A 20,210-nucleotide genomic window follows, 5' to 3' on the forward strand; every position below is an offset into this window, starting at 1 on the left:
GAATGCACGACCCTCCCAAAATCGGCACTCGTTGAGTGTTATCCTCATTGTCCATCATGTATATCCTAAATATGAGCCAAAGATTAGAACAGGCAGATATATATGACTGCACGACTATTCTATTTCAAAGCGCTATGCACTTTGCATTAAATGTACTTTGCTTGCTTTAGGGATAACACGTCGTCCCGCCAAGTGGGCAATAGAAAAATCCGATGCAGGTGCTTCAAATTTTAAAGTTTTTTTGTCTGCGTCGATCGCAGGCTTATTTCTATTCGGGGCTAATTTTAATAGACCGCGCAGAAAGTCGGCATCAATAATGACCACTTCACGTTGATTCACCGTGATCACACCAAGGCGGTGAAACACACATAAGACACGACTGACGGTTTCTATCGCCAGACCAAGATAATTAGCAATTTCGTTGCGCGACATACGCAGATTAAATCGTCGTGAGGAATAACCAAGTTGAGCATAACGTTCACCCATCATACAGAGAAAACGACCCACCTTGGCTTCCGCGCTCAAGGTTCGTTGTGCGCCTAAAATATATCGTTCTCGCGCCAACTCACGGCTCATGATGTGCAGTAATGCGTGCCCGAGTGACACATATTTTTCTGTCAGGGCTACTAAGGCTGCGTAGGGAATCAGGATGATGTCGCAATCCGATAAAGTGATGGTAGAGGATTGATGATGTTGTCTATGGATGCTATCAACGCCAATCAAGTCGCCTTTCATAGGAAAACTCAATACCAGTTCATTGCCATTATCATCGGTCATTGATGATTTAAGGAAGCCGCAATTGACTAGATATAGGTTATCCAAGACATCATTGGGAAAGTGTAAAATCTGACCCGCCTTATACCGGCGATGCTGAAACTGAGTGCTATCTTTATCAACATTTTGAGGCGCGGTTATTTTAAGTAACTCACAGACTTCCTGCATATTGGACCATAACTCATTCGACCCTTGATTTACCTGACCGAAGACGATGCGGGACGGAATATTAATCGATGACATCATGGCTGACTTTCTTGGTGAGTGAGTTAATTAATGCATGGAAGTAGTAGGAGACGTGAAATTCATAAATCTCACGGGAAAGCCTTTTGAGAGGATGCTGAATGTTGCATCCTCTAATTCAGATTCTTAGTTTCGGACTAATTGGCCATTATTAATCTTGACCTGATCGCCGACTTGCAAACCCGGGTTATTTGCAAAAGCCAAAGTTTGTGTTGCACCATTTTGCAACCGTACTATCACTTCGAAATGACTGGTTTTGCGGCTATTGCCTTCAATTGCGCGTCCAGCATAAGCACCGCCCACTGCACCGGCTATCTGTGCAGCAGTACGACCATTGCCATTCCCAACTTGACTACCAAGCAGTGCACCAACGACGCCGCCGCCTATCGTACCTAGGTAGCCACCTTCACCGCGTGTTTCTATCACATTGATCGCTTCTACCTGGCCACAGTTATAGCAAGCTACTTTTTTGATAGGCGTTCCATTGTTGGTTTGGTATGCGTTATTGCGATCGGCATTTCTATCGATCAAGCTCCCAGTCAGACGTTGACTGATAGTACGATCGCGCATGCTCAGGTAGGCGATGACTTCACTATTCGGCGTAATACGATCGCGACCACGGATAATGTAGTTTCCCTCATATTCGCCATTATTGTTTTCCGCTAATAACACTTTGCCACGTACACCAGCGATAGTCAGTTCCACTCTGGCACCTGAATTACCTAGTAGTCGAAAATTGAGAGAGTTGCCGGCGCTTAATTCGTCAGGCGCATCGAGTCTAAAGTTTTGAATCGCCAGATTATGGGCGCTGTCAACTTTTGGGTGATATCCGACACCGACTTGTAAGGACTCATTCAATACTTCGCTGGTGACTTGATTACCAAAACGTAAATTCGCCGTGACTTGGCTACGTGCAGCAATGCGATCTCTGGCACTAATGGTGTAAGTACCTTCATATTCGCCGGCATCGATTTCGATCAGATTCAAATTACGCGTCGCACCAGCAATACGCAAGCTGGCTTGTCCACCCGGCGTGCCATAAACACTGAAATTTAATTCCACACCGGGTGCAATTCGTCTAACTTCATCTACGTAAAAGGCTTGAATTTGCGGCTCGATTTTTCGATTAGCGTAATTGGGGACGGGATTTTGTGACGTCGCACTCGCATGGACCGAGCTTATGCTTAACAACAACACCGAAAAAGTCAAACTGCTGGACAAAATGCCTGGAGGGATGAATTTCATAATGATTCCTGTACTTAGAATTTAGATTCTCAACATTGAGAATCTTCTCAATGCGCTTATTAGCTCTTAGCTCAATGAGCAAGAACGATGAGTACAGGATAAGAGAAAAAAAACTATCCTACGGTGCGCTAACACACATTGTTTTATGTCAGTTAAGACAAGCGTGTGAAATCTGGGGCAAGGCATTGAAACGGACTAAGATTTCTTTGTATGATTTTTCCAGAAAAATTCACTGCATCTACCTACTTCAATCGTCTGCATTAAGTTTGGGTCTTGCGGTTTTACGTGCATGACCGCTTATCGGTGATCATCCCTGTGCTGTGTCGCTGGCCGACGCCTTGATCGATATAGATTTCGGATTTTCATTCTGTGCTTGGTACAGCAGTTCGCGATTACCTGCAACAGACAAACCGGCAATTCAGAATCGAGTGACTTGATACACATCAGAGCAATACTGAAGCTTTACCACGACAGCAAATATTGGCCTGGTCCACGTCTTAAATGGTAGAACTAATGTACGTGAACGTACTGATACTAAAGCGATTTTGGGCGAGACTAGTGCAGCACTCCCGCTGAAATAACTTAAGGATGACACCATGAACTATGAAAATCGTGACTTGTATGGCATGTACAAAAGAGATGCAGAATATGGACCTGGCCCGCGTTTAATGGGCGCCGACACCTTGATTGGTGACGCCGTCTACAATTTGCAAGATGAGCATTTAGGCGATATTAAAGAAATTATGTTGAATGTATCGAATGGCAGAATTGCTTACGCGGTAATGTCATTTGGTGGTGTATTTACGATAGGTCAAAAGCTATTTGCGGTCCCGTGGGAAGCACTGCACTTAGATACCACGAATAAACGCTTTACCATGAACATCATGAAGGAACGCTTTGAAAATGCGCCTGGCTTTAACTCAGATCATTGGCCTGACATGGCAGATCAAGAATGGACAGATAGTGTGAATAACTACTACCATCCAAAAGCGATCTAAATTCTCCCCAGAGGACACAAATTCAAATTTGATGTCTGATGTTTGCACCGCGACGATGTTTGTTGCGGTGTTTTTTATACCGCATACAAATCGAGTACAAAAAAAAGTGGTCGTAAAAAACGACCACTTTCAGTTGCGACAGTGAAATTAATGCTGACTATTTTTTGAATGCTTTACTGACCGTTTTTTGTATGTCTTTAATCGCCGCCTTAGTGTCACCGACAGCTTCCTGTGCTTTACCTATGGCCTGATTCTTTAAGCCCGCTACTTGCTGTTGCTTGCTGCCAGTAAGCTTACCGATGTTCTGTTGCACTTTGCCACCAATATTCTTAAGTGCGCCGTTTGCTTGATCTTTGTTCATGAGTTACTTTCTAGTAAATGACGTTGCTGTCAGCACCGTCGTCTTAATAACAATGGGATTTGTAGACTCGCACACCTTAAATGTTTGAGTTTAATCAGGTTTGAATTTGCGCCAATTTATTTCTGCGCACTTAAATTTGCGATTTGAAGTAGTGAAATGAATTGACGAAAGCGTCGCGGATTTTATCGATATCCGCCACCATCGCATGCCATGATTCTTCGCTGCTCTCTCGTAGTTTTGTCATTTTCTCTTTCGCCAAATCAGACTGTACTCTGACCTTTTCTATCTCTGCATGATAGCGTTCACGCGTGTTATCTTGGATATTCGCAGCGGAAAATTCAAGTTCAGTTAATTTGACATTGAGCTCATCGAGTTCATGTTTGATTTTTTCAATATAGACAGTTCTGGATTGCATATGTTTTCCTATCAATTTGCTTGTTACTGATGAATGTACTTTTCAGACAGCGTGGGACTTTAGCTCGTCATCTAGAATCGACGTCGACCACTAATGAATCCTATCAACAACATGATCACCGCAATGACCAGCAAGATGTGAATAAAACCGCCCAGGGTATAGGCACTAACAAAACCTAATAACCAAAGCACAATCAGAACGACACCTAGGGTATACAACATAAAATTTCCTTTTTTTTTAAAAAATAAGTTAAGAGCAAACACACTTTATTTCACCAAATTTATTGAAATTAAAATGTGGAAGCTTACAAAATTGCCAGCGTGAAAACCTAGTATTGAAAATTGGGACTAAGCTTAATTTCTATATGCATGACCATCGGCAACGCGTATTCTGTCGCCGTTGCGTAGATTGCCGATATCAGTTTGATGTACAACTTGATATCCGCCATCATCCATGCGGATACTGATACGGTAGTAATTGTCTTGGCGATTTTTTTCTACGTTATTACCGATCACGGCACCGCCTATGCCACCTGCAACTGTCGCAACGGTGCGTCCGGTGCCGCCACCAATCTGATTACCGACAATCGCGCCAATAATGCCGCCAACTACGGCGCCAGCACCGCTACTTGGTCGCTCATTACCGACCCACTGTATTGAGTCAACCGTACCGAGTGAACTGCGCTGTGCGTAAGTATTGTTATAGGGCGTTGAAGTTTGATAGGGGGCGTTACTAGCACAGCCACTTAGGGCTGCAATACAAACCAACAAAGTGGTGGGGATAATATTTTTCATGAGGGCTCCTTAGTAAGAGCTTCATCATAAAAAATCAAAAAGAAAGTCTCTGTTCGTTGACGCACGCTCAGGAGTTCTTTTTTTTGAGAATACAAGAATTCTTTTCCAAGCTTGCCAAGCCTATGTTCGACAACGAACAGAACTATTGTTTATGGCCACGTATAACAACACAGTCGATTCACTCTGACAGGCCAAACGGCACAAATGGCAGGCTTTTTTTGATTCACTTGTTCCGGCTCACTAATCCCTACTAACGAAAGTAACAAATGAAAAAAATCCTACTAGCTTCTTTGATTTGTGCGGTATCTATGAGTACGAGCGCTTTTGCTGCGGATCCTGATGCCGCGACTATCTTTAAAGACGCAAAAATAAAAGCCGAAGCGGACTACAAAATCGCGTCGGCAAAGTGTACCTCGCTGAAGGATAACGCTAAGGATGTCTGCACCGCAGAAGCTAAGGCTGCACGTATCCATACCGAAGAAAACGCGCAAGCCAATTTTCATAACAATTTGAATGCACGCACCAGTGCAATTAAGAAGATTGCCGATGCCGATTATGAAGTCGATAAAGCGAAATGCCTGGCGATGATAGGCAATGACAAAGATGTCTGTATCAAGAAAGCAAAATCGACCAAAGTAGCTGCCGTTGCTACCGCCAAAGCAGACAAGAAAGTGATTGAAGCACGCAGCGACGAAGCTGCAGATAAAAAGAATGCAGAATACAAAGTCGCCATTGAAAAATGCGATGCCTTAAGCGGCGTAGCGAAAGACACTTGTGTTACCAGCGCTAAAAAGAAGTTTGGTAAATGAAGCTCGTAGTAACAACAGCAGTAGCAGTATCAGTTAAGTATTAAATTGAGTCCTCGCCATATCGATGGCAAATCACTTTTATGTAGTTAAATCCCGCATCTCTTAGAAAGTATTTATGAAAATCTCACAAAAATTGTTGGCTATCCTGTTCGCTTGTTCTTTAGTTGGTTTAGCGGGTTGTGCTGCAACCAAGCAACAAGAAAGCACAGGCGAGTATATTGATGACTCTTGGATTACCACCAAAGTAAAAGCAGAGATATTGAACGAGCCCACCTTAAAATCAGCCGAAATCAATGTCGAAACCTTCAAAGGTGTTGTGCAGTTAAGCGGTTTCGTCAGTAACGCTTCAAGCATAGACAAAGCCGTCTCAGTGGCGCGCAATGTACGCGGTGTCAACTCGGTAAAAAATGATATGCGTGTAAAGTAAATTAGGGTGGTCAGTAAAAAAGCTAGCACGGCATTGGTTTGCCTTACTAGCTTTTTTCATTTTTTCGGTCAGCTTTTTTCGCAGCTTGCAAGCGCATATATTAGGTCAATAGGCAATACTACTTTTTAAGATATGTTCCCAATTCCCTTGCTCGTGTTAGCCGGATATCTGCAGCAAAATGTCGCTAATTGCTAGTCATTACAGTTTCTCGTTATGGGGAAGCCTGATGACTCTTTAGTACTCTCACAGAAGCGTCCATCGGTAAGGTATAAAGCGTCTTTCCATCTGGTGAAAATTGCGCTTGATACACAGGTGATTCATAGTAGATGCTGAGCAAATGCTGGAGATGCTGCGTGTCCCACAGCTTGACTGTTTGGTCGGCTGAGGCACTCACTAAGCGTTTTCCATCTGGATGGTAAGCGACGCTATAGACGGTTTCGTCATGCGCTTCAATCTGCTGTACCCGTCCATTTCTCTTGAGCTCGACCTGACTTAAACTGGCATCGCCAGAAGCAATCGCTAAGTAAGTTGATTGCGGATTAAAACTTAGCGCATGAATCTGAGCTTTGTGGTGCGTAAAACTATAAATCTCCTTTCCACTTTGCGCATCCCACACTTTGACACTACCGTCCTGGGCACCTGTCGCTAAAAATTTTTGATCTGCACTCATCGCCGTCGTGCTGATGTTTTTTTCGTGCTGCAACGTCAATATGATTTTCTTCTCAGCGATATTCCATACCTTGGCGGTACCCGCACTGGACGCTGCAAATACCTGCTTGCCATCGGCATATAATTGGACTGCCACGAGTTGATTGCCTTTCACTTCATCAAGCGTGCTGCTCAGTTGATAAGGCATGACAGGCGATACTTTATCCCAAATCTTGATAAGACCATCGTTACCCACGCTCGCAAGGCGACTCTGATCCTTGTTACTACTGACAGCATTCGCCGAGGACTGATGCCCATGCCATTCAGCAAGCATCTCAGAATTTTGGGTATTCCAGATTCTTAAACCGCCTTGCCAGGCTGCGGTATATGCATATGTACCATCGGAAGAGAAATGAATACCATACACACTGGCGGGATGTTTCCAGGCACTGGCGTAGCGTCCGACGCCTGATAGTTGGTCGCTATTCCAGCGCTTGATTTCTGGTGCGCCAGCACTCAAGAAATAGGTCCCACCTGGCGCATAAACAACCGACTGCACACCCTTGATGTGGGCGTGCAAAATTCCTGTTTCCGCACCCTTAATTACGTCCCAGGTTCGTATCGTCTGGTCAGTGGAGGCTGATACCAGAGTCTTGCTATCTGGGCTAAAAGCGATGCTATTTACCCACTTTGTATGACCCCGACCTTGATCGCCTAAAGTATGAAGGCGTTGACGTGACTGCATATTCCATATCCGTATTTTGCCGTCTTTGCCGCCGGCTGCTAATAATCGGCTGTCTGGACTGAACTGTATGCTTTGTACTGCCTTGTATTGATCGTTCTCTTCCGATGTAAGTAGCTCTGCATCTCCCCAAGACTTGGTATTCCAGAAAGCGATGGTTTTTTGTACCTCCCATGAACCCACCGCCAGATATTGCCCGTCCGGACTGTAGGCAATACTCAGCAAAGGCTTGGTGCCGTAGTCAAGTTTTTGTACTGGCGCTCCGGTCTGATGATCCCAAATCTCGACGATACCCCAAACGCCACGCTCTTTATTATGGTTCCAAGAAGCTGCTGCTAAGTCTTTACCGTCGGGGCTAAATGCGATCGCTGTGATGCCACGACCAGCACCTTGCAAGTGTTGTCGCTCTTTTCCTGTAGAGACTTCCCAAGTCTTTACCAAATGTTTGGAAAAACCCGCGCTCAATAAGGGTAGGGCGGGATGAAAAGCCAAGGATTGCGGCGTCAAATTTTTATCAAAAAACGACCATAGTTCCTTACCGCTACTGAGTTCGATTACCCTGACTTTTTTGTCCTTGTCCGCGGTGGCTAGCCATAATCCATTGGGACTTATACTCAAGACCTTGACGCTTCCCGTGGCAGCGCCGAACCCAGCCTGCGCTTGCATCACTTGCTGTTGAAGGTAGTCCCATTCCCATCCACGAAGTGCTTTTGGCGCTTGTTGTAACCAATGAGTCGCGTCAGCTGTTTCGTGCAGGCGAATCGCATGACTTGCCGCACCTATGTGTGCTTGATAGGACCGCGACTGCAACATTTGCTTGTCTTGCGCAATTCCTGAGTTGGTAAAAAAAGCGAGCCAAAACGCTAACAGTAATTGAGTAGTTTTCATGGTAGGTACGCAAGTGGAGGGAGTAGCTTGATTTTGCTAGTTATTCCTTGATTGCGTCAAGCTTAGTGTTTAGTGGAGCAGGCGCCAAAAACATGGTTTATGTGATTAGGACTCTGCTTGACATAACGCACTACTTTGGTGGAAATTCAATAATAAAATTCCTGCGGTCGACGTCTTAGTGTCTTTTGCCCCATATTTGCATTATTACGCAAATAGGTATATTATTCAATCTATGCAAAAGCAAACTCATTTATTTCATCTTCATTTTTGCCTAACGGAGCATTGATTATGCCGAAACTTCCTCTTAAATTGTTGGCAGTAGCGATCTTCCTGACAAGTTTGCCTAGTGTTGGAGTGGTCTGGGCTCAAAAGCCATCGACCATAAGCACCGCGCCTGTCAGGATGGCGAATGCCGATGCTTTCATTAGCGCTGACGGTGTGGTGGAAGCTGTGCGCAATACCGTCATTTCACCGCAAGTATCTGGCGCCATTGTGCAGCTTCCAGTTCAGGCTGGTGACACCATCAAGGCGGGGCAGTTGTTAGTGCGGCTCGACGCCCGCGCAGCGCAGCAGGATGTCACTGCCAGCAAAGCGCAGGTCGATGCTGCGCGAGCTAATTTGGCGGTAGCAGAAAAAGATTATGAACGTCAAAAACTTCTTTTTGAAAAAAACTACATCAGCCAAGCGCAGTTAGATCGCGCTCAGGCGCAATTTAAGTCCGCTGCAGCTCAAGCAAATGCACAGATCGCCCAGACTGGCGCGGTACAAACGCAGTCGGGTTTTTATGCTATCTCGGCGCCCTATAATGGCATCGTGTCGGACATGCCCTCAGCAATCGGTGATATGGCAATGCCGGGACGTCCCATTATGACGGTGTATGATCCAACTGCCTTGCGTGTCATCTTTACGGTGCCGCAGGCCAAAGTCGCGGCATTAAAACTGGCGCAAGGCTTGACCATAGAGATTCCTTCCTTAGCGCCCGAATTGCGCTTTATCACACCGAAGTCAGTTACGGTATTGCCGCTCTCCGATGCATCTACTCACACGGTTCAACTGCGCTTAGATTTGCCTGCGGGCGTCAAGGCGGTACAGCCCGGCATGTTTGCAAGAATTAATTTGAGTTTGGACACAAACACTTTAAATAGATCCAAGTCTGACAGCAAAGCAAATGATCATGGTCGGCTCTATGTGCCAGCTTCCGCCGTATTTCGCCGCTCTGAGTTGTATGCGGTGTACGTGGTCAATGCGCAGGGCAAAGCAGTCTTAAGGCAGGTTAAACCTGGGCCGATCTCAGGGAGCGAGCAAGAGATTCTAAGTGGCGTCAGCAAAGGTGAGATGGTTGCGGTTGATCCTTTGGCGGCAAGTTTGTCGACCACAAAATAAGGAGCGCAAATGTCCACGGATACACAAAAAATGGGCGTTTCGGGTCGAATCGCCAGATTCTTTCAATCGGCGCAATTGACGCCTTTAATCGCACTAGTAGCCTTTTTACTCGGCTTGTTCGCCGTCATGGTGACGCCTCGCGAAGAAGAGCCGCAGATCAATGTGACGATGGCAAATGTCCTGATTCCTTTCCCCGGCGCCTCGGTGAAAGAGGTTGAACAATCAGTGCTGATTCCAGCCGAACAAGTCTTGGGACAAATTGCCAATGTAGAACATGTGATGTCGGTGGCGCGTCCGGGTTTGGCGATTATCACAGTTCAATTTGAAGTCGGTGTGCCTCGCACGGAAGCTTTGGTCAGACTATATGACACGGTGCACAGTCACCGTGATTGGTTGCCGGCGAATTTAGGTGTACTAGAGCCTTTGATCAAACCCAAAGGAATTGATGATGTCCCTATCGTTTCTTTGACGCTGTGGAGCAAGAATCCAGAAACAGCTGCCGCTGCATTGGAGACCGTTGCCCATAGTATAGAAGCAGATCTGAAAAGGGTAAAAGGTAGCCGTGAAATCACGACCATAGGTGGGCCGGGCAGGGCAATTAATATCGCTTTAGACCCGACCAAATTAGCAGCTAACGGCCTGACCGTGATGGATTTGCAAGCAACATTGCAGGCCGCAAATCTCAGTCAGCCTGCGGGCGAATTGAGCGCAGGTAATCGCAACATCGCTATCGAGGCAGGCCCCTTTTTGAACGATGCGCGTAGTGTTGGTGAACTCGTTGTTGCAGTTAAAAACAAACGCCCGATTTTTTTACAAGAGGTAGCGACGATAGAAGATGCGGCGCTGCAAGCGAGCCAATATGTTTGGCATGGCACGGCAGGTAAAGCCGCAGCTGAATATCCTGCCGTCACTATCGCGGTAACCAAAAAGCCGGGGCAAAATGCGGTTGATGTCGCCGATGCTGTCATTGCGAGAGTTGAGTTATTGAAGAATGCTGTAATCCCGGCCGAGGTCGAGGTCAGTATCTCGCGCAACTACGGCCAGACTGCCGATGATAAGGCGAAGAAACTCATACAAAAACTTTTGTTTGCCACGATGTCGGTAGTGGCGCTGGTCTTCATCGCACTCGGACGGCGCGAAGCAGCGATAGTCGGTACCGCAGTGATCCTAACCTTAACCGTTACTTTATTCGCTTCATGGGCCTGGGGTTTTACGCTCAATCGCGTCTCGCTATTTGCGTTGATATTCTCTATCGGCATTTTGGTTGATGACGCGATCGTGGTGGTGGAAAATATCCATCGTCACCAAGCGCTATTTCCACATAAAAGCCTGGCGGAAATTATCCCTGGTGCGGTCGATGAAGTGGGCGGCCCGACAATACTCGCTACTTTTACTGTGATTGCTGCATTGCTGCCTATGGCTTTTGTTAGCGGTCTCATGGGGCCTTATATGAGTCCTATCCCCATCAATGCCAGCATGGGAATGTTGCTATCATTGGCGATTGCCTTTGTGGTGACGCCTTGGTTGGCGCGCATCTGGATGAAAGAAGGGCATCATGCGGGCGATGGCACGGCTGCTAAATTAGCGCCGTACTTTCAAGCCATCTTTAGGCCATTTTTAGATGATAAATCAGGCAGCAAAGACCGCAAAAAACTGGGTCTGGGTGTCGCCGCTTTGATCGCTTTATCTGTGGCATTGCCGGTACTCGGTTTAGTGCAATTAAAAATGCTGCCTTTCGATAATAAGTCAGAGTTTCAAGTGATCGTCGATATGCCTGCAGGAACACCGGTCGAGAAAACGGCGGCGGTCTTGCATGAACTTGGCAATTATTTGCAAGCCGTACCAGAGGTCACTGACTACCAAGCCTATGCGGGAACTGCTGCACCAATTAATTTTAATGGCCTGGTGCGTCAATACTATTTACGTGCTGGCGGTGAAGTAGGTGACATTCAGGTCAATCTGGTCGATAAACATCATCGCTCAGACAAGAGTCATACGATTGCAAGCCGTGTCCGTCCGCAATTGCAGGCCTTGGCAAAGAAAATCGATCCAGAAGCTAATGTCAAAGTCGTCGAAGTACCGCCTGGTCCGCCTGTGTTAGCGCCTATCGTGGCAGAGGTCTACGGACCCGGTGATTTGGAACGTCGTCAAGTTGCGAAACAAGTGCGCGCCGTGTTCGAAAAATCAGAAGGCATAGTTGACGTAGACGACAGCAGCATCATTTTTGCACCGCGTAAATTATTGATTATTGACCGACGCAAAGCCGCACAGCTGGGTATTTCCCAAGCCAGCATAGTGATGACTTTACGAACTGGTTTGGCCGGAGACGTAGCCACTTATTTACATGATGAGAGTAAATATCCGGTGTCCGCCAACTTAAGATTACCCGTGTCAGAACAAGGCAATCTCGATACTTTGCTGTCTCTCGGCGTCAAGAATGCGCAAGGTGGCATTGTGCCTATTCGTGAATTGGTGACCGTCACCGATACCTTACGTGAACAACCGCTGTATCACAAAGATGGCTTGCCCGTGAACTATGTCGTGGCTGACATGGCAGGCAAGGTCGATAGTCCTCTGTACGGCATGTTCGCGATGCGCAGCGACATCGCCAAAATCGTCACGCCGGGTGGTGGTAAATTAGACGAGTTTTTTATAAATGCACCACAAGATCCCTACCGTGGCTTTAGTTTGAAGTGGGACGGCGAATGGCAGGTGACTTATGAGACTTTCCGCGACATGGGTGCCGCCTATGCGGTGGGTTTGATCTTGATCTATCTATTAGTGGTTGCACAATTTGGGTCTTATCTGACGCCGCTAATTATCATGGCACCGATACCTCTGACTATCATAGGCGTGATGCCAGGACATGCCTTGCTTGGCGCGCAATATACGGCGACCAGCATGATAGGCATGATCGCTTTGGCTGGGATTATTGTGCGTAACTCTATATTGCTGGTGGACTTCATTCACGTACAAGTGGCGGCAGGAATGGCTTTTAAAGACGCGGTGGTCAGCTCAGCGATTACCCGCGCTCAGCCGATTGCTTTAACCGGCTTAGCGGCCATGATGGGTGCATTCTTTATTCTCGATGATCCTATCTTCAACGGATTAGCGATCTCTTTGATTTTCGGTATTTTTGTCTCCACCTTGTTGACACTGATAGTTATTCCCTTGTTGTACTTCATGGCCTATCGCAAAAAATATGATGCGATAGCTTGAAGTGTGTAGTTTTTTTTAGCTTTTTATTTTCAGGAGAAAGATCATGACTTCATGGCAAATGGTACGAGTTATAGCGGGTACTTTTATTTTATTGAGCTTGGCTTTAGGCGCTCCCGCTAGTCCTCTATTTATGAATCAATGGTGGCTGGCATTTACTGCTTTTGTGGGAGCAAATATCTTACAAAGTGGACTCACGAAATGGTGCTTAATGGAAATCATCATGCGTAAATTGGGTTTTAAGTCTGGCAATTGATATATTTTTCTAAGCACTTAGATACTTACCCAATCCGTCCTAGTTACGTTTTAAATGAGGTAACACCATGCAACTTGTTTGCCCTGCTTGCAATGCGACCAATCGTATTCCTGATGAACGCCTGTCAGATCAACCAGTTTGTGGAAAATGTGCGCATGCACTGATGGCCATTGAATCAGTCAAACTGACGGAACAGCAATTGCCCAAATTTCTTTCCAACACAGACTTACCTGTTTTGATCGATTTTTGGGCTGCATGGTGTGGGCCTTGTCAGGCGATGGCACCACAATTTGAACAAGCCGCAAAAATGGCGCCCGAGATTCGTTTCGTTAAAGTTGACAGCGATGCCGCCCCTTTAGCAAGCCAACGATTTGGTATCCGTAGCATACCTACTTTATTACTAATGAAAAACGGCATAGAGATTGCAAGACAAAGCGGGGTTATGCCAGCGGCGCAAATTCTGGCCTGGGCGCGCAATTATTTGCAATGACGACATGAGCCACCCCATAACACATCGCTCAACGACTTAATTGATTCTATTGGAGAAGACATGGCACATATTATTGTTCTCGGCGCGGGTACTGGTGGTATGCCAGCTGCTTATGAATTACGCGAAAAGCTCGACAAAACGCACACCATCACAGTAATCAATGCAGTCGATTACTTTCAATTTGTTCCTTCCAATCCTTGGGTTGCCATAGGTTGGAGGCAACGTGAAGCGATTACTTTTGAGATTCGTCCTTATCTGGAAAAGAAAGGTATCAATTTCATAGCTCAGGCGGTGATTAGCCTACAACCACAAGATAATTCTCTAACGTTAGCTGATGGTAGCATGCAGCAATATGATTATTTGGTAATCACTACAGGCCCTAAGCTGGCGTTCGATGAAGTCCCAGGCGCTGGGCCTGCGAACGGTTTCACACATTCTATCTGCTCAATTGATCACGCCGAACACGCGTATGAGGCTTACCAAAGATTCCTCAATGATCCAGGCCCAGCAATTATTGGCGCAATGCCGTCAGCCTCGTGTTTTGGTCCAGCTTATGAATTTGCATTCATCTTTAACACTGACCTGAAACGCCGCAAGTTACGCAATAAGGTACCCATCACTTATGTTACTAGTGAACCCTATGTAGGTCACTTAGGTTTAGGCGGTGTCGGTGACTCAAAGTCGATGCTCGAGAGTGAGTTTCGAAATCACGATATCAAATGGATTTGCAATGCAAAAACGACGCGGGTTGAAGATGGCAAGATGTACGTCAGTGAAATGGATGATCTCGGTAATTTGAAGAAAGAACATGAGTTACCCTTCAAATTCAGCATGATGTTACCGTCCTTCCGTGGTGTTGATCCTATCGCCGCGGTTGATGGATTGTGTAATCCGCGTGGATTCGTATTGGTAGATGATCATCAGCGCAGTAAGAAATTTGCCAATATTTTCTCTGCGGGGGTGTGTATTGCGATTCCGCCTGTCGAAGTCACACCGGTACCGACCGGCGCGCCGAAAACAGGCTATATGATAGAGACCATGGTGACGGCCATCGTACACAATATTGAATCTGAACTAAGCGGTAAACCCGCCACAGCCAAAGGCAGTTGGAACGCCATTTGTTTGGCTGACATGGGTGACACAGGTGCGGCCTTTGTCGCTTTACCCCAAATCCCACCACGCAATGTCAACTGGTTTAAAAAAGGAAAGTGGGTGCATTACGCCAAAATCGCTTTCGAAAAGTACTTTATCCGTAAAATGAAGACGGGAAACTCCGAGCCTATTTACGAAAAATATGTTCTGAAAATGCTGGGAATTGAGCGCCTGGATAAATGAGATTAGATGTTTTTTGTCAGCGACTTATGGCTTATCTGAATTGGTTGCGTCACCACATCGATTGTTAATCGTTCGTCTATCTCTAACTTGGTCAAGCCAAGTCCCCCAAAAAACCTGGCTGTCATCAAAATAACAGTCAGGTTCTTAACCGAAAATTTAATCATCTAGCTAAGGCAAAGTAGCGACATTCACATTAGGTGCAGTGCCTAAAGCAGGGCGCGTAAAGCTTTGTCCCAGAGGCACATAGTTGGCAAAAAAGCCGCCGTTGCGCATATAGAATTTGCCGTTTTCTAAACCACCAGCAAAATCCATGCGTTGTTTATTGGCGGCAGTCGCATCGCCATGAAATGACATCTGGGTGACTTCTGACCATGCACCCGCGGTATTGCGTGCCCACTGATTGCTTAACAATACTTTGCGTCCGAGATAGCCATTGGTGTCGATAAAATTCTCGAGGAAAGAATGTGATCCGGTTAAATAGGTTGAAATATTTGGACGTTTCCAACTTGCCATAAAGCGCCAAGCAGCTGTTTCTGGCGCGTAAAACCATGCAGAGTATATCGTGCTGCCAGCACCGTCAGGCGTTGCCTTTGTGATGAACTTGTAGGTATTGCCGGCTAGCCAGTTGTAGACCAAGTAAGCTTGACCGCCTGTACCTTCACCACCAAAAGTATTGTCCACCACATTCGGTCCTTTTCTGACCAAGGTGGTTTTTGCGCCATTGTCCGCGTCCCATACTGAAAATAGCATCCAGCGTTCAGTCGTTGATTTGACTTGCATTCCGAAATAGCCCTGACCAAAACCGTTTGCCATGAAATAGGAACCGATTTTGTCTTCACCCGCAGGGACGGTGAGTTCGTTGTAAAAATACTCGGTATTGGTTGGGGTTACATAACCAATATTCACAGAAGGGCCACGGCGCGACCAATAGTAATTGGCGGCATCATTGGCGTAATTCATGCCAGTGGTTGCTGCAGTACCTGCGATCTTGACTGCGGATACATCGCCAAAATAACTGCCATTTTTACTGACGCCTTGAATATCAACTTTGACGTAGCCGGCCGCAGCGATATTGACCGTGCCGACATCATAAGTTTTTGAAGAGGCGCCGCTCAAATTCACGTTGAAAGCTGTGCCGTTAATCGTCACTTTGACAGTGCTTGCGGTGGAACCTGCTAGTCGTGCAACCAAGCCCAGTTTTAATTGACCCGTCTGTGCCAGTCGAAAATACACACTGGTCACGGTCGATGCATTGGTCCAATTGGCTAGACCGCTATCGTTAATGATTTCCGATGCGGAGCTGCTGGCGCTGGTAATAAAGGCATTGCCGCCTAGATTGACGGTTGCGTTGTAGACAGTCGCAGTGGGTGGTGTCTCTGGACTACTACCTGTGACATTGTTAGCGCCAGTTTGACCACCGCACGCCGCTAGCAGGCCAAACAGGCTAGCAATTATCATCATGAAGCCTATCTTTTGTTTTACTCTCATGTCTCTCTCCCCTAGGTTTGAATTTACAAAGACAACATTAAATTGACTTTGCCAAGTGAGAAATAATTGTTGTTGAAGAAAAAAGTCCCTTTTCTGTGCAGGTTTGTCTTTTTGAACAATTATTTCAATGTTTGATTCTAGAGAGAGACAAATGTGGTTGCCAGCGACATATTTTTGCTGTGACGTGTACAAAAAATTGAGGAGCTTATAGCTTAAAGTCTGCAAAAATAGCGAATTTAAGACACTGAAAATAGCCGCGAATTTTGTTCGTGATCAGTCATCGTAGGCTAGTTTGAAAGCCGCCGATTCCCTTATAAATTTTGCGGATTTTTAGATAAAAAATACTGAAAACTTAATGCTAGTATCCTACAATCCGATTAAATATTTCTCCAGTATATTTAATCGATGATGAATTGCAGCGAGTGTCGTCAGGTAAATTGTAATCGGGTCCATTCGCTCCAGACAAAGAATCAAGTACAAGGAACTATAAAATGAATCGTCGAAATCTACTCAAAACCATAAGCTTGAGCTTGGGTGCTGGTATCGTCACTACCGATGTATTGGGTCGCGTGGGAGAGAATTCTTATAGTTATCGCATTGGAGAAAATACGACGCATCAGCCTTTGTCAAAACCTGTGACGGTTGTAACCTGCGGCGCAGGGAGTAGGGGTAATGTGTACGGCGATTACGCAACGCAATTTCCAGAACAACTTAAGGTAGTTGGCGTCGCAGAGCCGGTTGTTTTTCGTAATGAAAAGTATGCGAAGAAACATAGTATTGAAGCAGAAAATCGCTTCAATACCTGGGAAGACGTCTTCAAAAAGCCAAAGATGGCTGATGCAGTGATCATCTCAATGCCAGACAATCTCCATTACGAACCGTGCATGCAAGCGCTGCGTCTCGGTTACGATGTTCTACTGGAAAAACCAATCGCACCAACCGAAAGAGAATGTAGAAACATTCTTGCCCTAGCTAAGAAAACCGGACGCATCGTCGCGGTGTGCCACGTTTTAAGATATGCGCCTTATTTCGTTAAGATGAAAGAACTGATTGCCAAAGGCGCGATCGGTGAGGTGATCAGTATGCAGCACCTCGAACCTATCGAACACACACACATGGCTCACTCCTATGTGCGCGGGAACTGGCACAATTCTAAGCAAACCACACCTATTATTTTGGCGAAGTCCTGTCACGATCTCGACATCATGAAATGGGTCATCAATAAAAAAGCTGAAAAAATCGTCGCGATGGGTAACCTGAAATGGTTCCGTCGCGAAAACGCACCGCAAGGAAGCACGGCACGCTGTACTGACGGATGCCCAGTAGAACGCTCTTGCCCTTACTCCGCAATCAAAGAATACGTCGATGTCGTGGGTAGATCCCATGTTTTAGATATTCCGGACAATGTGCCAGATCGCAAGCTTGCTGCGCGTGAAAAACTCAAGACCAGTGATTATGGCCGCTGTGTTTATCGTATGGATAATGATCAGCCTGATCACTATGTATCGAGCATACAGTTCAGCGATAACGTCACGGCCAGTTTTTCTATGGAAGCCTTCACTGCCTACCATGGACGCCGCACGCGTGTCATGGGATCTATGGGCGACATGGTTGGCGACATGAATGAATTGATCGTCCATGATTTTAGGACTAAGAAAGAGACTAAATTTGTGCCAGACGCTGAAGATGTCGCTGGATACAAAAATAGTGGACATGGTGGCGGTGATTGGTTATTAGTCAAAGATTTCGTTCAAGCTGTTTCACAACAAAATCCGGCACTATTAACTTCGACGATTGATGAATCGATCGAAAGTCACATCATGGGATTTATGGCCGAGAGTAGTCGCAAGAATGGCAGGGTGATGGACGTGAAAGTATGATGCAAATATCCGCAAATTAAATTGCGTAATTGGACTTCGCAAGTAGGGCGTGCCGCGCGCCGCGTTGCTATCGACCGAAATAGATTTCGCTATTAGCTCTAAATGGTACGTGAAAAGTAAGCTTTAGTTAGAACTGGAACATTTCATTTGCAATGACAATTACTGCAGCACACAAAAAAATAGTTTTGTTTAGCGAGCAGAATCAGTGTTTAGTTAAGTCGCCGATGAAAGACGATTGAACTCAAAGCAAACTTGGAGCAAATATTGGCTTGTGTGACACAGTTGGCGTGACTAAAAATTAGGCTTTGCCGAATTTATTATATTTTTTGCGGATTTTTCCATAGTGCTTACCATTATTGCTTGTTACTATGCTTGCGACATCGTGACAAAAATGTGCTGTTGCAAAATCGGCGTTGAATGAACTGAAGCTGTTAAATTAAGTCTCATTTAAAATCAATTTTTCTCGGAATATTTTGGCGCGATGCAAAAAATAAAGCATTTCCAATACATCAAAAAAAGGAAAGCAGATGGAGACAAAGAATAGTTTCAACGCACGTTTGTTGTTTACTTCAAATTTGGCGATTTTTACGATAGGTCTGGGCTTTGCAGTTCGTGCTGCGATTGCCGATGATTTGCGGGTCAAGATTTTTAGCGTGATTGACGCCGCGCAATCTGCCACCATGGTGGGGCAAGCCTTGGGCATGACCTTTCTCGGTTTTGCCTTCACACTTTTAATCGGCAGCTCATTAGTCGATATCTTAGGTTCTAAGCGTATTTTAGTCTTCTCCGCTTTGAGTAACTTGCTCGGTAGTTTGTTGGTACTGTGGGCATCAGTGCGTCCCGTTGATTCAACGAGCTTTACCATAGTGCTGATAGGTTTAATGTTGACCGGTTTGGGATGGGGCGGTGTTGAAGGCGCGGTCAATCCTTTGGTGGTCAGTATCGATCCTGAAAACAAAATCAAACGCCTGAATATTTTGCATGCATGGTGGCCCGCCGGTATCGTTTTCGGCGGCTTGTTTAGCATTGCCGTTAAGACCTTAGGATTACCTTGGCAAACGAATTTGGTGGTGCTGTGTCTGCCTGCCGTCGCCATCATTATGCTGGTGCGTGGTCAAATCTTCCCTGTCACGGAACGTGTTGCGCAAGGGGTTTCCTACGCTGATATGTGCCGTGAATTATATCGTCGTCCTCAATTCTTAATTTTCTTGTGCTGCATGTGGCTGACGACCTCGAGTGAACTGGCGCCGGGTCAATGGGTCGATCTCACTCTCAGTCACACCGTAGGTATGAGCGGCATCTTCATTTTAATTTATGTCAGTACCTTGATGTTTGTGATGCGTCATTTTGCTGGACCTATTGCCCACCGTTTATCGAGCATAGGTTTATTGTGGGTCAGCAGCTTGCTGGCAGCGATAGGTTTGTTTGCGCTCAGTCGTGCGAATAGCCCGGTGACAGCCGTGTTGGCGGCGACGATTTGGGGCGCGGGTGTTTGCTTCATGTGGCCAACCATGCTGGCTGTGGTCTCTGAACGTTTTGTACGTGGCGGAGCGCTAGCGATGGGGCTTATGGGTTTTACAGGTGGTATGGCGATACAATTTTTATTGCCTGTGCTTGGTAAAATTTTTGATGATGCTAAAAATCTTGCAGCAGGCGGGGCGGACAAATTGGCGACCTTATCAGCCGAGCAATCAGTCCAAGTAATTCAAATTGCCTCCCGTGAATCCTTTCAAGCGATTGCGATGGTGCCGCTGCTTTTATTGCCTATATTTGCAGCGATCTGGTGGCATGATCGTCGTCAGAGCAGCAAATAATTGA

At 46.0% G+C, this 20,210-nt stretch carries 18 protein-coding genes; 10 read left to right on the forward strand and 8 right to left on the reverse strand.

From position 1 onward, the window contains the following. Window positions 1-132: 132 nt before the first annotated feature. Window positions 133-1,020, reverse strand: coding sequence for a Crp/Fnr family transcriptional regulator (locus AC1RR2_RS00900; protein WP_493220413.1), 888 nt, complete (start codon window positions 1,018-1,020; stop codon window positions 133-135). Window positions 1,021-1,143: 123 nt separating this feature from the next. Then, window positions 1,144-2,262, reverse strand: a complete 1,119-nt coding sequence (locus AC1RR2_RS00905) for a glycine zipper 2TM domain-containing protein (RefSeq protein WP_493220414.1) — start codon at window positions 2,260-2,262, stop codon at window positions 1,144-1,146. A gap of 596 nt (window positions 2,263-2,858) precedes the next feature. Between AC1RR2_RS00905 and AC1RR2_RS00910 the strand changes: the two genes are divergently transcribed. Beyond that, complete coding sequence (locus tag AC1RR2_RS00910) at window positions 2,859-3,260, forward strand: PRC-barrel domain-containing protein (RefSeq protein WP_493220415.1); 402 nt, start codon at window positions 2,859-2,861, stop codon at window positions 3,258-3,260. 157 nt (window positions 3,261-3,417) lie between these two features. Here AC1RR2_RS00910 and AC1RR2_RS00915 read toward each other — a convergent pair whose 3' ends face one another. From AC1RR2_RS00915 to AC1RR2_RS00930, 4 genes are all read right to left on the reverse strand, one after another. Continuing rightward, on the reverse strand, window positions 3,418-3,621 hold the full coding sequence (locus AC1RR2_RS00915; protein ID WP_493220416.1) for a CsbD family protein: 204 nt from the start codon (window positions 3,619-3,621) through the stop codon (window positions 3,418-3,420). Window positions 3,622-3,751: 130 nt separating this feature from the next. After that, window positions 3,752-4,036 (reverse strand): sll1863 family stress response protein, encoded by a 285-nt coding sequence (locus AC1RR2_RS00920; RefSeq protein ID WP_493220417.1) that lies wholly within the window; start codon window positions 4,034-4,036, stop codon window positions 3,752-3,754. Window positions 4,037-4,107: 71 nt separating this feature from the next. After that, on the reverse strand, window positions 4,108-4,257 hold the full coding sequence (locus AC1RR2_RS00925) for a lmo0937 family membrane protein (protein WP_493220418.1): 150 nt from the start codon (window positions 4,255-4,257) through the stop codon (window positions 4,108-4,110). 132 nt (window positions 4,258-4,389) lie between these two features. Further along, window positions 4,390-4,830 (reverse strand): outer membrane lipoprotein, encoded by a 441-nt coding sequence (locus AC1RR2_RS00930; protein ID WP_493220419.1) that lies wholly within the window; start codon window positions 4,828-4,830, stop codon window positions 4,390-4,392. Between the two features lie 266 nt (window positions 4,831-5,096). Between AC1RR2_RS00930 and AC1RR2_RS00935 the strand changes: the two genes are divergently transcribed. Then, window positions 5,097-5,639, forward strand: a complete 543-nt coding sequence (locus tag AC1RR2_RS00935) for a hypothetical protein (RefSeq protein ID WP_493220420.1) — start codon at window positions 5,097-5,099, stop codon at window positions 5,637-5,639. A gap of 115 nt (window positions 5,640-5,754) precedes the next feature. Further along, window positions 5,755-6,066: a BON domain-containing protein gene (locus AC1RR2_RS00940; protein ID WP_493220421.1), complete on the forward strand. Its 312-nt coding sequence runs from the start codon at window positions 5,755-5,757 to the stop codon at window positions 6,064-6,066. Between the two features lie 211 nt (window positions 6,067-6,277). Here the strand turns inward: AC1RR2_RS00940 and AC1RR2_RS00945 are convergent, their stop codons facing one another. Continuing rightward, on the reverse strand, window positions 6,278-8,344 hold the full coding sequence (locus AC1RR2_RS00945) for a WD40 repeat domain-containing protein (protein ID WP_493220422.1): 2,067 nt from the start codon (window positions 8,342-8,344) through the stop codon (window positions 6,278-6,280). A 288-nt stretch (window positions 8,345-8,632) separates the two neighbouring features. On the opposite strand from AC1RR2_RS00945, the gene AC1RR2_RS00950 reads away from it, so the two are divergent. From AC1RR2_RS00950 to AC1RR2_RS00970, 5 genes are all read left to right on the forward strand, one after another. After that, the gene (locus tag AC1RR2_RS00950; protein ID WP_493220423.1) at window positions 8,633-9,727 is read left to right on the forward strand and encodes an efflux RND transporter periplasmic adaptor subunit; all 1,095 of its coding nucleotides are present in this window, start codon (window positions 8,633-8,635) and stop codon (window positions 9,725-9,727) included. A 9-nt stretch (window positions 9,728-9,736) separates the two neighbouring features. Further along, entirely contained in the window at window positions 9,737-12,946 is a 3,210-nt protein-coding gene (locus tag AC1RR2_RS00955; RefSeq protein WP_493220424.1) for an efflux RND transporter permease subunit, read from the forward strand. A 43-nt stretch (window positions 12,947-12,989) separates the two neighbouring features. Then, window positions 12,990-13,199: a YgaP family membrane protein gene (locus AC1RR2_RS00960; protein WP_493220425.1), complete on the forward strand. Its 210-nt coding sequence runs from the start codon at window positions 12,990-12,992 to the stop codon at window positions 13,197-13,199. Between the two features lie 67 nt (window positions 13,200-13,266). Further along, window positions 13,267-13,689 (forward strand): thioredoxin TrxC, encoded by a 423-nt coding sequence (gene trxC, locus AC1RR2_RS00965; RefSeq protein ID WP_493220426.1) that lies wholly within the window; start codon window positions 13,267-13,269, stop codon window positions 13,687-13,689. Window positions 13,690-13,749: 60 nt separating this feature from the next. After that, entirely contained in the window at window positions 13,750-15,024 is a 1,275-nt protein-coding gene (locus AC1RR2_RS00970; RefSeq protein WP_493220427.1) for an NAD(P)/FAD-dependent oxidoreductase, read from the forward strand. Between the two features lie 168 nt (window positions 15,025-15,192). On the opposite strand, the gene AC1RR2_RS00975 is transcribed toward AC1RR2_RS00970, so the two are convergent. Continuing rightward, complete coding sequence (locus AC1RR2_RS00975) at window positions 15,193-16,512, reverse strand: DUF3472 domain-containing protein (RefSeq protein ID WP_493220428.1); 1,320 nt, start codon at window positions 16,510-16,512, stop codon at window positions 15,193-15,195. Window positions 16,513-17,003: 491 nt separating this feature from the next. Between AC1RR2_RS00975 and AC1RR2_RS00980 the strand changes: the two genes are divergently transcribed. Further along, window positions 17,004-18,392, forward strand: a complete 1,389-nt coding sequence (locus AC1RR2_RS00980) for a Gfo/Idh/MocA family protein (RefSeq protein ID WP_493220429.1) — start codon at window positions 17,004-17,006, stop codon at window positions 18,390-18,392. 527 nt (window positions 18,393-18,919) lie between these two features. After that, window positions 18,920-20,206, forward strand: coding sequence for an MFS transporter (locus AC1RR2_RS00985; protein WP_493220430.1), 1,287 nt, complete (start codon window positions 18,920-18,922; stop codon window positions 20,204-20,206). The last annotated feature ends 4 nt before the right edge of the window (window positions 20,207-20,210 follow it).

The organism is Undibacterium sp. GW821-FHT11H02 (assembly GCF_058808015.1).